14 protein-coding genes are annotated in these 13,771 nt (G+C 70.4%); 4 read left to right on the top strand and 10 right to left on the bottom strand.

What is annotated here, in order from left to right; all coding sequences use genetic code 11:
• Positions 1-5 precede the first annotated feature (5 nt).
• Positions 6-2,924 carry an MMPL/RND family transporter gene (locus AC30CM_RS18850; protein ID WP_490118427.1) on the bottom strand — a complete coding sequence of 973 codons (2,919 nt, stop codon included), beginning with the start codon at positions 2,922-2,924 and terminating at the stop codon, positions 6-8.
• Positions 2,921-3,340, bottom strand: coding sequence for an MmpS family transport accessory protein (locus AC30CM_RS18845; RefSeq protein WP_490118426.1), 420 nt, complete (start codon positions 3,338-3,340; stop codon positions 2,921-2,923). The genes AC30CM_RS18850 and AC30CM_RS18845 overlap by 4 nt, the downstream gene beginning before the upstream one ends.
• A 110-nt stretch (positions 3,341-3,450) precedes the next feature.
• Between AC30CM_RS18845 and AC30CM_RS18840 the strand changes: the two genes are divergently transcribed.
• Entirely contained in the window at positions 3,451-4,014 is a 564-nt protein-coding gene (locus AC30CM_RS18840; RefSeq protein ID WP_490118425.1) for a TetR/AcrR family transcriptional regulator, read from the top strand.
• A gap of 40 nt (positions 4,015-4,054) precedes the next feature.
• Here the strand turns inward: AC30CM_RS18840 and AC30CM_RS18835 are convergent, their stop codons facing one another.
• The 4 genes from AC30CM_RS18835 to AC30CM_RS18820 all read right to left on the bottom strand — a co-directional run bounded on the left by AC30CM_RS18835 (position 4,055) and on the right by AC30CM_RS18820 (position 10,065).
• The gene (locus tag AC30CM_RS18835; RefSeq protein ID WP_490118424.1) at positions 4,055-5,869 is read right to left on the bottom strand and encodes an ABC transporter ATP-binding protein; all 1,815 of its coding nucleotides are present in this window, start codon (positions 5,867-5,869) and stop codon (positions 4,055-4,057) included.
• Complete coding sequence (locus tag AC30CM_RS18830; RefSeq protein WP_490118423.1) at positions 5,866-7,767, bottom strand: ABC transporter ATP-binding protein; 1,902 nt, start codon at positions 7,765-7,767, stop codon at positions 5,866-5,868. The genes AC30CM_RS18835 and AC30CM_RS18830 overlap by 4 nt, the downstream gene beginning before the upstream one ends.
• 107 nt (positions 7,768-7,874) lie before the next feature.
• Positions 7,875-9,755 carry an ABC transporter ATP-binding protein gene (locus tag AC30CM_RS18825; RefSeq protein WP_490118422.1) on the bottom strand — a complete coding sequence of 627 codons (1,881 nt, stop codon included), beginning with the start codon at positions 9,753-9,755 and terminating at the stop codon, positions 7,875-7,877.
• 28 nt (positions 9,756-9,783) lie between these two features.
• Positions 9,784-10,065: a hypothetical protein gene (locus AC30CM_RS18820; RefSeq protein ID WP_490118421.1), complete on the bottom strand. Its 282-nt coding sequence runs from the start codon at positions 10,063-10,065 to the stop codon at positions 9,784-9,786.
• Between the two features lie 33 nt (positions 10,066-10,098).
• Between AC30CM_RS18820 and prrA the strand changes: the two genes are divergently transcribed.
• Positions 10,099-10,803 carry a two-component system response regulator PrrA gene (gene prrA, locus AC30CM_RS18815; RefSeq protein WP_490118420.1) on the top strand — a complete coding sequence of 235 codons (705 nt, stop codon included), beginning with the start codon at positions 10,099-10,101 and terminating at the stop codon, positions 10,801-10,803.
• A 39-nt stretch (positions 10,804-10,842) separates the two neighbouring features.
• Positions 10,843-12,183: a HAMP domain-containing sensor histidine kinase gene (locus AC30CM_RS18810; protein ID WP_490118419.1), complete on the top strand. Its 1,341-nt coding sequence runs from the start codon at positions 10,843-10,845 to the stop codon at positions 12,181-12,183.
• Here the strand turns inward: AC30CM_RS18810 and arfC are convergent.
• From arfC to AC30CM_RS18790, 4 genes are read right to left on the bottom strand one after another with little or no spacing between them, the layout of a single operon-like run.
• Positions 12,180-12,398: a channel accessory protein ArfC gene (arfC, locus tag AC30CM_RS18805; protein ID WP_490118418.1), complete on the bottom strand. Its 219-nt coding sequence runs from the start codon at positions 12,396-12,398 to the stop codon at positions 12,180-12,182. The genes AC30CM_RS18810 and arfC overlap by 4 nt on opposite strands.
• Complete coding sequence (gene arfB / locus AC30CM_RS18800) at positions 12,395-12,514, bottom strand: channel accessory protein ArfB (RefSeq protein ID WP_490118417.1); 120 nt, start codon at positions 12,512-12,514, stop codon at positions 12,395-12,397. Before arfB ends, arfC begins: the two co-directional genes overlap by 4 nt.
• 11 nt (positions 12,515-12,525) lie before the next feature.
• Entirely contained in the window at positions 12,526-13,116 is a 591-nt protein-coding gene (gene arfA / locus AC30CM_RS18795; protein WP_490118416.1) for a channel-forming protein ArfA/OmpATb, read from the bottom strand.
• Positions 13,117-13,122: 6 nt separating this feature from the next.
• Positions 13,123-13,491, bottom strand: coding sequence for an FKBP-type peptidyl-prolyl cis-trans isomerase (locus AC30CM_RS18790; protein ID WP_490118415.1), 369 nt, complete (start codon positions 13,489-13,491; stop codon positions 13,123-13,125).
• Positions 13,492-13,522: 31 nt separating this feature from the next.
• On the opposite strand from AC30CM_RS18790, the gene AC30CM_RS18785 reads away from it, so the two are divergent.
• Positions 13,523-13,771, top strand: coding sequence for a DUF2630 family protein (locus tag AC30CM_RS18785; protein WP_490118414.1), 249 nt, complete (start codon positions 13,523-13,525; stop codon positions 13,769-13,771).

Raw genomic sequence — 13,771 nt, 5'->3', positions numbered from 1 at the left:
CGACCCTAGCGCGACGGCGCCGACCCGACCGCCGAACGCGCGGGCATGCGCACGAAGGCCGTCGGCCACCAGAACCACCTGCCGCACGACCGGGCGATGGCGGGAACCACCAGCGACCGCACGACGAGCGTGTCGATCATCAGGCCGATGCCCACCGTGGTGCCGATCTGCGCGATGTTGGTCGCCGCACTGCCCAGCATCGCGAACATCGTCACGCCGAACGTCAGGCCCGCGGTGGTCACGACGCTGCCGGTGCCCACCATCGCGCGGATCAGACCGGTACCGACCCCTGCGGCCATCTCCTCCTTCATCCGGCTGACCAGCAGCATGTTGTAGTCCGCCCCGACCGCCACCAGGAACGTGAACGCCACCGGGGCCACCGACCAGTGCAGCGGGTTGCCCACGACGTCCTGCCAGACGAAGACTCCGAGCCCCAGTGCGGCCAGATACGAGACGCCGACCGTGCCGATCACCACGACGGCGGCGACCAGACTGCGCAACAGCACCAGCACCACGCAGAACACGAACGCGAACGCGGCGATCACGATCGCGACGAAGTCCTCGTGAGCGAAGGATTCGATGTTCAGCAGGGTTCCACCGGGGCCGCCGATGCTCACGGTCGCCCCCTGTAGCGACGTGCCCTTGATGGCTCCGAGCGCCGCGGGAATCACCTGCTGACTGACATCCATTGCCTGCCTGCTGAATCCCTCGATCGTCGGCGTCACCACCATGCGGGTGACGGTGCCGTCGGAGGAGAAGAAGTACGGGATCGCACTGCGGAACAGGGGGCTCTCGATGGCCTGCGACGGCAGGAAGAACCCAGTGGCGGGCGCGCCCTTCGCGTATGCCTGGCTCACGTCGGCGAGGAAGTCGGTGATCTCGGTGGTCTGCGGGATCAGGGCCGCGAGGCTGCTCTGCAACGGCTGGATCACCTGGCGCACCTGGGCAATGGCGGCCGTGATGCCGGGAATCTCGGCGGCCGCACGGGGCAGTGCCGCCGCCGCCGTCGCCGTCCCCTGCCGTACCTGCGCCGACAGCTCGTCGAGCCCGCGTACGTCGTCGATCAACGAGAACCCCGTCAGCGCCCCCTGGCAGACGTCGATCGACGCACACTGCGGCAGACCCCGGAGGAGATCGACGGCGGGTGCGCTGGCATCGCGCACCACCTCGAGTTTCGCCGCCAGGGTCACCGCATCGGACCGCAGCGTCGTCACGGCCTCCTCGAGCTCGGTCGCGCCGCCCTGACCCTGCGCCAGCGCACCCGACAGTGCCCTGGCGGATCCGTCGAGCCCGTCGAGGGCGTCCTCCACGGCCCGTACGTCCCGCAACCGCGCGGTGAGCAGCGCCGCCGTCTGCTGGATCCGGTTGCCGATGTAACCGGCCTGACTGGTCAACGTGCCCTGCGTGATCGGCGTCTTCAACGGCCGGGTGATGCCCTGGACGGCGTCGATGCCGCCGATGCCCGCGATGGCCGCGGTCATGCGGTCCAGCGCGACCACGTCGGCCGGATTGCGCATGTCGTGGTCGGCCTCCAGGATCACGACGCTCGGGGCCATCACGTTCGGCGGCAAGTGCCGGTCGGCCACCGCGAACCCCGTGTTGGCCGGCGAGTCCGCCGGTTGCGCGTGCCGCTCGTCGTAGCTCGGCCGATACGTCGGCACCAGGGCGATGGCCGCCAGCAGCAGCGCCACCGCACCCGTCAGCACCGGGCCGGGCCACCGCACCACCGCCGTCGCGACACGTCGCCACCGACGCGTCGAGCCGTCGCCCCTGGGCTCCACGTAACCCATGCGGATGAGCACGGCGAGCAGCGCAGGACCCAGGGTGAGCGCCGCGGCCAACGTCACCACGATGGCGATGGTGCAGGGCAGTCCGGACGTACTGAAGATCGACAGCCGCGTCAGCACCAGGCACGCCATGGCCCCGGCCACCGTGAGTGCCGACGCGACGATGATGTGCGAGACCCCCTTCAGCGCGCCGTAATACGCGTCCTGCGGGGTGAGTCCGTGACGGCGACCCTCCTGGTAGCGCCCCACCAGGAAGATGCCGTAGTTGGTACCCGCCCCGAGCACCACCACCGCCGAGAGGGCCGCGGCGAACATCGACACGCCGATCCACTCCAGCCCACCGAACAGCGCGATCAACGCCCTGGCACAACCCAGACTGGTCGCGACGACCAGCAGCGGCACCAAAGCCGTTGCCAGCGAACGATAGACCACCAACAACACCGCCGTGACCAACACCGAGCACAGCGTGATCAGCCGGAAGATGGAGTTCGAGATGGCCACCAACTCGTCGTTGACGACGGCCGACGGTCCCGTGACGTATGCCGAGATCCCCTGCGGTGCAGGCACCGTGGCAACGACGTCGCGGGCGACCCGCGTCGACTCCATGGCCGCCGCAGTCCCCATGTTCCCGGTCAGGTTCACCAGCGCGTAGGCGGCCTTGCCGTCGCTGCTCTGCGCGGCAGGCGCGAGATCGCGATCCGCCCACAGGTTCATCACCGAACTCACGTGCGCCGTATCCGCGGTGAGCCGACGCACCACCTCGTCGTAGTAGTCACGCGCCGTGCCGTCGAGCGGTTCCCGCCCCTCGACGAGCAGGTACACGAAGTTGTTGCTGCCCCCGCCGCCGAAGTGTTCGCCCATCTTCACCAGCGCCCGCACCGCCGACGCCTCGTCGGGCAGGAACGACTTCGCGTGCTGGTCGATCACCGTTTCCAGTTGCGGCACGGCAACGTTGAGCACACCGACCAGCACCAGCCACACCAGGACGATGGGCAGCGACAGCCCGTAGAGCAGGCGGCCGAACCAGGGACGCTGTGACGCGCGCACGTCGGAGAGGCGCACGGGTCGTCGCAGTTCACCGGCGAGACCGTGCACGGTCTGGCGGACGTGGCGGCGCACGTTGCGCATCGGGCTCATACCGCCGGAACCGCGCAGTCGACGACGGCGGCCCGCGCGGTCGCCTCCCGCAGGATCCGCGACGCCCCGTCGACCGCGATCTCGCATCGCAAGCGGTCGCCGCCGGTCTGCGCGGTGAGGCCGACCGCGGCCGTCAGCGTGGTCAACCGCGCCTGCGCGCGCCACGGGAGGGCCACGTCGACGTCGACGACGCGACCGTCGGGGGCCAGGAAGGACGCGGTGGCGCGTCGCCCCGGTTCGCCGTCGAGTCGATACTCGACGAGCCGCTCGCGGGGCTCGGCCACCGCATGCCGCGCCGGCGAGTGTCCGATGGCGCGATCGGGGATGTCACGCAGTCGCAGCGAGCCGATCACGGCGCCCGACGCCGCCACGACCCCGACCACGACCATCACCAGCCATCGTTGGCCACCCAGCATGCCCGCGCCTCCATCGGTAGATCGATCGGTTTACCCGGACGCTAGTACACCGATTGGTATAGTGACAATGGCACCGGGGGTGTGACGGACACGACAGTCGAGGACGGCCGATGGCGGCGAGCGACAAGCTCATCGAGAGCACCATCCACCTGATGCGCCGGTGCGGCGTGGCCGGGACGGGCGTCGCCGCCATCCTGGAACGCAGCGGGGTGTCCCGCCGTTCGATCTACCTCGCCTTCCCCAAAGGCAAGGCCGAGATGGTGGCGGTGGCGACCGCCCGCGCCGGGGCCGCGATAGGCGCCGTCATCGCCGCACTCGACGGCACCGCCGACCCCCTCGCGACGTTCGTGACGCAGTGGAAGGCGATGCTCGAGGCCGGGGACTTCGCGGCAGGCTGCCCCATCGTCGCCGCGGCCCTCGGCCGCAGCGACTCCCCGGAGGCGGCCGACGTGGCCGCAGGCGTCTTCGCCGACTGGCGGGACCTGCTGTCAGAAACCCTGCGCGACAACGGAATTCCCGAATCCGTGCGCGCCGGACTGGCCACCACGGCCATCGCGGCCATCGAAGGCGCGGTGGTCATGGCCCTTGCGCAACGCACCACCGAGCCCCTCGACCACGTCCACCGCCACCTCGAGGAACTGATCGACCTGCACCGCACCGCGCCATCGGCATGACGCTTCGGGCGGACCGCGACAGACCCCCATCGGGCCGACCTCAGGCCAACGAATCCACCCACGCCCGGTGCAGCGCCGCATACCGGCCGTCGCCGGTCACGAGGTCCGCGGGTGGGCCGTCCTCCACGACACGCCCCTGCTCCAACACCAGCACGCGGTCGGCGATCTGAACCGTCGACAACCGGTGCGCGATCACCAACGCCGTGCGATCGGCCAACACCGTCGCCAGCGCCCGCTGCACCAATCGCTCACTCGGAATGTCCAGCGACGAGGTGGCCTCGTCCAAGATCAACACCGCCGGATCCGCCAGGAACGCCCGCGCGAACGCGATCAACTGCCGCTGCCCGGCGGACAGCCGGCCGCCACGCTTGGCCACGTCGGTGTCGTACCCGTCGGGCAGCTCGGCGATGAACCGGTCCGCGCCCACCGCCGACGCGGCGGCCAGGACCTCCGCGTCCGAGGCCTCGGGCCTGCCGAAGCGGATGTTGTCGGCGACGGTGCCCTCGAACACGAAGTTCTCCTGCGTCACCATCACGACGTGCCGGCGCAACTCCGACTGTTCGAGATCGCGCAGGTCGACGCCGTCGAGCAGCACCGCCCCGGCCGTGGGGTCGTAGAACCGGGCGATCAACTTCGCGATGGTGGTCTTGCCCGCCCCCGTCGTACCCACCAGCGCGACGGTCTGACCCGCAGGCACCTCGAGCGTCAACCCCGGCAGCACCGGCCGGTCGGCCACGTAGCCGAACTCGACGTCCCGAAAGGCGATGTCGCCCTCGACCTTCGGCAGAGCCACCGGCACTCGCGGATCGGCGATCCCCGGCCGCTGCGCCAGCACGCCCGCGATCTTCTCCAGGGCCGCCGCGGCCGACTGGAACGTGTTGAAGAACTGCGAGATCTCCTGCATGGGCTCGAAGAACATGCGCAGGTACAGCAGGAACGCCGTCAGCGTGCCGATGGTCATGTCCCCGTGCAGCACCCGGTAGCCGCCGTAGAGCAGCACGACGCCGGTGGTGACGTTGCCGACGAGCTTGACGCCCGGCATGAACACCGCCAGCAGCTTGAACGCGCGCTCGTTGACGTCACGGTACTGATCGGCGACGTCGTCGAAGATCTCCTGGTTGCGGGGTTCGCGACGGTAGGCCTGCACGGCCTTGATGCCCGTCATGGTCTCGACGAACTGCACGATCACCAACGCGGCGCTCTCGCGGACCCGCCGATACACCCGCGACGACTGCGTCCGGAACCACCACACCAACGCGATCAGCACCGGGAACGCCACCAGACACAGCAAGCCCAGGTGTACGTCGAGAACCACCAGCAGCACCGCCGTACCGCCCAGCGTCAGCACCGCCGTGATGAGCCCGTCGAACCCGGTCTGCAGCATGTCCTGGATGGCCTCGACGTCGTTGGTCGATCGGGCCACCACCCGCCCAGACGTGTACCGGTCGTGGAACGCCACGTCAAGCCGTTGGAAATGCCGATACAGCCGCCGGCGCAGCTCCAGCAGGACGTCCTGGCCGATGCGACCCGAGCGGCGCAGGAAGTACATCCGGCTGACGGCCTGCAGCAGCACCACGCCACAGAGCGTGCCCACGATCGTCAAAAGCTCCCGCGCCGGCCCGCCGTCGACGATGGGGGGGATGCCGTGGTCGATACCGCGCTGCACCAGCAGCGGAACCGACAGCCGCGCGGCGTTCTCCACCACCACCACGACGGCGAGCAGCGCGACGGCCACCGCATACGGCCGCAGCAGCGACCCGAGCAGCGTCCGTGCCTCCCGCCTGCGGGACACCGTCTCGTCGATGGGCAGGTCGTCGGTGCGATCCTCGAGGGTCTGCCCGCGCCAGTCGCTCATCGGGTCCTCGCCTCGGGCGTGAACTCGTCGCGCTCGGTGACCTCCTCGAGCGCCCGACCCTCGCGGAACAGATCGGCCAGCCGGGCCCGGTCGTCGTCGTCCTCCCAGTCGCAGGCACGCTCGGCACCGTCGTCCAGCTCGTCGTCGGCGGCCAGCAGGTGGCGGTACTGCGGCACGTCGGCCAGCAGCTCGGCGTGCGTGCCGACGTGGGTGACGGTGCCGCGGTCGATGAGGGCCACGCGGTCGGCCAGCAGCACCGTCGACGCCCGGTGGGCCACGACGATGCCGGTGACGTCGGCGAGGATGCGGCCCAGGGCCTCGGTGACCTTGGCCTCGGTGTGCACGTCGAGCGCCGACAGCGTGTCGTCGAGCACCAGGATCGACGGCGCGGCGAGGATCGCGCGGGCCAGCGACAGGCGCTGCCGCTGACCACCGGACAGGCTCATGCCCTGCTCGCCGATGCGGGTGTCCAACCCGAACGGCAGGTCGTAGACGAACCCGGCCGCGGCCACGTCGATGGCCCGGTCGAGGTCGGCCTGCGACGCCGTCGGATTGCCCAGCCGCAGGTTCTCGGCCACCGACATCGAGAACAGCGTCGGATCCTCGAATGCGGTGGCGACCGTGCTGCGCAGCGCGGTCAGCGACAGCTCGCGGACGTCCTCACCGTCGATCCAAATGGCGCCCTCGGTGACGTCGTACAACCGCGACAGCAGGGCCGCCAGCACCGACTTGCCCGATCCCGTGGCGCCGACGAGCGCCACGGTCTCCCCCGGTTCGACGGTCAGGTTCACGTGCCGCAGCGCCCACGCCTCGGCGTCGGGGAACCGGAACCCGACGTCGACGAGTTCGAGCCGGCCGCCGCGGGGCACCCGCGTCACCGGACCGTCGGTGATCTCCCGGGGTGCGTCGAAGATCTCGGCCACCCGGTCGGCCGCCGTGAAGGCCTCCTGCGTCATCGACAGCAGGAAGCCCAGGGAGGCGATGGGCCACACCAGCGACAGCATCATCGTGATGAACGCGACCAGCGTGCCGAGCGTGACCTCGCCGTGGCCCGCGGCGTAGGCGCCGAAACCGAGCACCAGGATCAGCGTGACGTTGGGGATGACCTCCAGCAACGTCCAGAACTTCGCCGACACCGCGACCTTGTCGATCTCCGTCCGGTACAGCGCGTCGACCTTGGCGTCGAACCGGTCGAACGCGTACTCCTCCCGTCCGAACGACTTGACCACCCGCACGCCCAGCGCCGACTCCTCGACGTCGGTGGCGACGTGCCCCGCCTGGTCCTGCGACAACCGCGACAGGGCCGTGAAGCGTCGCTGGAAGTGCAGCACCGTCACCGTGATCGGGACCACCGAGACCACCACCACGACGCCCAGCGGCCAGTACATCGACAGCAGGATGGCCGTGACGACGACGATCTGAATGCCGTTGAGCACCAAGAAGAGCAGCCCGAACGACATGAACTGACGGATGGTGCTCAGGTCGTTCATCACGCGCGACAACAGCTGCCCCGACTGCCAGCGGCCGTGGAACGACATCGGGAGGATCTGCAGCCGGGCATAGAGATCCTTGCGGATGTCCGCCTCGACACCGTTGGTGGCGCGCGCGACCAGCCACCGCCGGATGAACCACGTCACCGCCTCGGCGATGCCGACGCCCATGGCCGCAGCGCCCAGCACCCACAGCCCCCGCTGGTCCTGATGGCGCACGGGCCCGTCGATCACGGCCTTGGTCATCAGCGGGATGCCGACCGTGGCGCCGAGGCTGGCGACGGCGACCACCACCATGACGATCCACCGCCACTTGTACGGCAACAGGTACGGCAGCAACCGGACCAGCGAGGTGGAGGCACGCCGACGCGCCGACGGCCGTGCGATGGCCCCGCGTGCGCTGCGCATGTCCCCACCCCTTCCGATCCGTGTCTACCAACCCACTCCGACAACTCACTCCGATAGTCCCGATGCTCGCGCGGGGCCGCCGTTCCGGACAACCGAACATGCCGCTCTCAGGCGGCGCCGGCACCCTCGCGGAACTGCGTCACGTACAGCCGGGCATACCGCCCGCGGCGGGCCAACAGCTCGGCGTGGGTACCCCGTTCGACGATGCGCCCACCTTCGACCACCAGGATGACGTCGGCCGCCCTGATGGTCGACAGCCGGTGGGCGATCACGATCGACGTGCGGCCGGCCAGTGCCTCGGCCAGGGCCTGTGCCACGAAGGCCTCCGACTCGGAGTCCAGCGCCGCCGTCGCCTCGTCCAGCACCACCACGCGGGAGCGGCCCAGCAGCAGGCGCGCGATGGTGAGCCGCTGCCGCTGTCCACCCGAGAGCCGGTAGCCGCGCTCGCCCACGATGGTGTCCAGCCCGTCGGGCATGTCGGCGACCACCTCGTCCAAGCGTGCCCGGCGCAGCGCCGTCCAGATCTCGTCGTCGGTGACCTGCCGGTCCCCCAACGTCAGGTTGGCGCGAATGGACTCGTGGAACAGGTGACCGTCCTGCGTGACCACGCCGACGGCTTCCCGCAGCGACGCCGCCGTCGCGTCGCGCACGTCGGTACCGGCCAGCCGCACCGCCCCCGACGAGACGTCGTACAGCCGGGCGATCAACGACGCGATGGTCGACTTGCCTGCGCCGGAGGATCCGACCAGCGCCACCATCTGCCCGGGCTCGGCCGTGAACGAGACGCCGTGCAGCACCTCCTCACCACCGCGCTCGTCGAGCACCGCGACGTCCTCCAGCGACGCCAGCGACACCTCGGCGGCCGCCGGGTACGCGAAGCGCACGTCGTCGAACTCGACGCCCAGCGGCCCGTCGGGCAACGCGGTGGCGGTGGGCCGGTCCCGGATCAACGGCACCAGGTCCAGCACCTCGAAGACCCGCTCGAAGCTGACCAGCGCGCTGGCGATCTCGACCCGCGCATTGGCCAGGGCCGTCAGCGGCGCGTACAGCCGGGTCAGCAGCAGCGCCAGCGACACGATGGCGCCCGCCTGCAGGTGCCCGCCGATCGCCAGCACCCCGCCCAGCCCGTACACCAGCGCCAACGCCAACGCCGACATCAACGTCAGCGAGTTCAGGAACGTGGCCTGAAGCATCGAGGTCCGCACGCCGATGGCGCGCACGCGATCCGCGCGCGACGCGAAGTCCGCCGACTCCCGCGCCGGGCTGCCGAACAGCTTGACCAGCGTCGCGCCCGGGGCGGAGAACCGCTCCGTCATCTGGGTGTTCATCGCCGCGTTGTGCGTCGCCGCCGCGCGGCTCAGCTCGGCCATGGTGCGGCCCATCCGACGCGCGGGCAGCAGGAACAGCGGCGTCAGCACCAGCGCCGCCAGCGTGATCTGCCAGGAGATGCCGAGCATGACCACCAGCGTCAGTGTCAGCGTCACGGCGTTGGACACCACGCCCGACAACGTGTCGGAGAACGCGCGCTGCGCGCCCAGCACGTCGCTGCCCAGCCGGCTCACCAGGGCGCCGGTGCGCGTCCGCGTGAAGAACGCGACGGGCATCCGCTGCACGTGGTCGAACACCGCGGTCCGCAGATCGAGGATCAACCCCTCGCCGATGGTCGCCGACAACCACCGCGTCAGCATCGTCACCGCGGTCTCCGCCACCGCCACCGCAGCGATCAGCGCCGCGAGCGCCACCACCGTCGACGCCGGGCCCGCGCCCACGATGGCGTCGACCACCCTGCCCGCCAGCAACGGCGTCGCCACCGCCAGCAGGGCACCCACCACGCTGAGCGCGACGAACCCGCCCAGCCGACGGTGGTGCCGCGCCGAGAACGTCCAGATACGACGCAGCAGCCCGCCGTTGGCCAATGCCCGCAGGTCGCCGCCCCGAGCATGGCTCTGCCGGTACAGCGTCTGTCGCGCCACCGTTTCCAAGCTCATGTCATCACCGTAGGACCTCAACAATGATTCAGGTCAAAGCCATCCCGTGGTGCGATTTCGGCGCGCTCACGTTCGCTGAGCGAACGAAAGCGCGCCGAAATCGCTCGACCACGCCGAGGTAGCCGAGTACCCCCGCGGCGGCGACGACGAACCGCGGGTTGAATTTCGTGCGCACGAACACCACCGTGCGCGCTGCGCCGGCGACGCGACGATGGCCGGCCCGCCCAGCAGCGCCGACGAGCGAGTCCTGGGTGAACGCGAAACGCGCCGTTCCCAGGTTCGCGTCACCGCCCGGTCCCGTGCCTCCCACGGACGCCGGGGGCCATCGGGCAAGATTGTGCCCATGGACTCAGGAAGCGGCTCATCTCCCCGCGTGCTGGTGGTGGACGACGATCCCGACGTCCTCGCCTCGCTGGAGCGCGGGTTGCGACTGTCCGGGTTCGAGGTGTTCACGGCCGTCGACGGCGCCGAAGCGCTGCGCAGCGCCACCGAGACGCGGCCCGACGCCATCGTGCTCGACATCAACATGCCGGTACTCGACGGCGTGAGCGTGGTGACCGCGCTGCGCGCCATGGACAACGACGTGCCCGTCTGCGTGCTGTCGGCGCGCAGCTCGGTCGACGACCGCGTCGCCGGTCTCGAGGCCGGAGCCGACGACTACCTGGTCAAGCCGTTCGTGCTCGCAGAGTTGGTGGCGCGCGTCAAGGCCCTGCTGCGCCGACGCGGTGCCACCGCCACCTTCTCCTCGGAGACCATCGCGGTCGGCCCGCTCGAGGTGGACATCCCCGGCCGTCGCGCCCGCGTCAACGGCGCCGACGTCGACCTCACCAAGCGGGAATTCGACCTGCTGGCCGTGCTGGCCGAGCACAAGACCGCGGTGCTGTCGCGGGCCCAGCTGCTCGAACTCGTCTGGGGTTACGACTTCGCCGCGGACACCAACGTCGTCGACGTGTTCATCGGATACCTGCGCCGCAAGCTCGAGGCAGGCGGCGCACCACGTCTCCTGCACACGGTGCGCGGCGTGGGCTTCGTACTGCGGCAGCAGTGATGAGCGCCTGCGCGACGAGCAGACGGAAGTAGCGCGCACGTGTCCTCGCCGACCCGGGTCTTCCGTCGCACGCCGTCACTTCGGACCCGCGTCGCGTTCGCCACGGCCATCGCCGCCGCAATCGTCGTCGGCATCGTGGGCACCATCGTCTGGATCGGCGTCACCAACGATCGCAAGGAACGCCTGGATCGCAGGCTCGACGAGGCCGCCGGGTTCGCGATCCCGTTCCTGCCGCGTGGGCTCGACGAGATCCCGCGTTCACCCAACGACCAGGACGCCGTGATCACGGTGCGCCACGACGGCGACGTCACGTCGAACTCCAACGTGACGCTGCCGCAACTGCCCCCGGGCTACGAGGACACCGTCGTCGACGGGGTGCGCTACCGCGTGCGAACCGTCGACATCCGCGGTCCCGAGACGATGTCGGTCGCCGTCGGCGCCACCTACGACGCGACCATCTCCGACACCAACAACCTGCACCGCCGCGTCATCGTGATCTGCTCGTTCGCGATCGGCGCTGCCGCCGTCGCCGGCTGGCTGCTGGCCGCCTTCGCGGTACGGCCGCTCAAGCGGCTCGCCCACCAGACCCGCGCCATCGACGTCGGCGGTGACGAACCCAACGTCGAGGTGCGCGGCGCCACCGAGGCCGTCGAGATCGGCGACGCCGTCAACGGTCTGGTGCAACGGATCTGGGACGAGCAGGAGCGGTCCAACTCCGCGCTGGCGTCGGCGCGCGACTTCGCCGCGGTGTCGTCGCACGAACTGCGCACGCCGCTGACGGCCATGCGGACCAACCTCGAGGTGCTCGCCACCCTGGACATGTCCGACGAGCAGCGGCGTGAGGTGCTCGGCGACGTCATCCGCACGCAGTCGCGCATCGAGGCGACGCTGTCGGCGCTGGAGCGACTGGCCCAGGGCGAGCTGTCGACCTCCGACGACCACGTGCCGGTCGACATCACCGAACTGCTCGATCGCGCCGCCCACGACGCCATGCGCGTGTACCCGGATCTCGAGGTGTCGCTGGTGCCCGCGCCCACCGTGATCATCGTCGGCCTGCCCGCGGGGCTGCGCCTGGCCGTGGACAACGCGATCGCCAACGCCGTCAAGCACGGTGGCGCCACCCGCGTGCAACTGTCGGCGGTCAGCTCGCGCGACGGGGTCGAGATCGCGGTGGACGACGACGGCGTCGGCGTGCCGGAGGCCGAACGCACGGTGGTGTTCGACCGGTTCGCCCGCGGCTCGACGGCATCGCAGTCGGGATCCGGCTTGGGGTTGGCCCTGGTGGGCCAGCAGGCCGAATTGCACGGTGGCACGGCGGCCTTGCAGTCCAGTCCCCTCGGCGGGGCGCGGCTGCTGCTGCGGCTGCCCGCACCCCACTAACCCTTCGGCGGTGCGGCCCCGTCGGAATCGTCGGTGTCTTCGGCATCCTCGGGGATGCCGAGCAGGATCTTGGTGCCCGCGCTCATCCGTCGCGGCTGCGCGTCGCCGTCGTCCTCGGGCAGGTCCACCGCGACCCGCCGCAGCGTCCACGCCGTGGTGAGCAGCGCGCCCAGCACGAACGCGATGCCGACCAGCCACCAGTTCACGGCGATCACTCGCGTGCCTCGTCTTCGCTGACGCGCACCACCGCGACCGCGATCACCAGCCACGCGAGCAGCGAACCGGCCAGGAAGGCCGCCAGGTACACCAGCCAGCCGAGCAGCAATCCCATCCCGTGTCTCCTCAGCCGCCGCGAATGTCGTTGACGATCTTCAGCTTCGGCCACGCCGCCGCCGCGGCGGACTCCGCAGCGGCACGCACCTGGGACCGCGGTGCGGTCCCGGACAGCGTCACGGTGGTGCCGTCGCAGCGCAGCGTGAAGCCCTCGATCTCGGGGATCACGCCGAACACCCCGCCGAGGGCCGCGATGTCGGGCGCGCGCACGGCCGGATCCACGGTCAGCTGGTCCACGATGGCGCCACCCGGCATGGCCATGGACAGCGCCTGGACGAGCCCGTCCTTCTCGCTCGCGCTGGGCATCTGGCCACCGATGGTGAAGCCGGCACCGGAACGCACGATCGAGAACGTCCCCAACGGCCGCGGCGGTGTGGGCGACGGCGCGGACGTGGCGTTGGGGGCGGGCTGCGGCGTCAACGACGCCGAGGGACTCACCACCGGTGCGGTCACCTCGACGACGCCGGTATCGCGGTACGCGTCGGCCCAGCCGATCACGGCGAGCAGCAACGGCACCAGGACCGCCGCAGCCAGCCAGCCGGCCCCCGGCCGGAGCCGGTAGTACCGCGCCTCGCGCCGCGGCTGCCCAGAACCCGTCACCACTCCCTAGCGGGCGTCGAGCAGGTCGATCACGAAGATCAGCGTCTTGCCCGACAGTCGGTGCCCACCGCCGGCGGGGCCGTAGGCCTGCTCCGGCGGAATGGTGAGCTTGCGGCGGCCGCCGACGCGCATCCCAGGAATGCCGTCCTGCCAGCCCTGGATGAGGCCGCGCAGCGGAAACTCGATGGACTGGCCACGGTTCCAGGAGCTGTCGAACTCCTCGCCCGTGTCGTACTCGACGCCGACGTAGTGCACCGTCACGTTGCCGCCGGGGACCGCTTCGGTGCCCTCGCCCACCACGAGGTCCTCGATCACCAGCTCGGTGGGCGCGGGGCCGTCGGGGAACTCGATCTCGGGTTTCTGGTCGCTTGCCACGTCGACCACCGTAGTCGGGCAGACTGGGGGCGTGGACAAGGACCGTGACATTCTCAGCCAGGTCGACGAGCTGGTGGCCGAGGAGCGTGAACTGCGCGCCAAGCTGCAGCACCACGACATCAGCGCGAGCGAGGAGCACGACCGATTGCGCGCCGTCGAGGTACAGCTCGACCAGTGCTGGGACCTGCTGCGTCAGCGGCGGGCCCTGCGCGACAACGGCCAGGATCCCGACGAGGCCAACGTGCGTCCCGGTGATCAGGTCGAGGGTTATCTGAGCTGA

It is taken from the genome of Mycobacterium sp. DHQP2018-32-09 (genome assembly GCF_058148405.1).
Note: the sequence above shows the minus strand (reverse complement) of the source record. Positions and strands in the feature narration are given on the sequence as shown.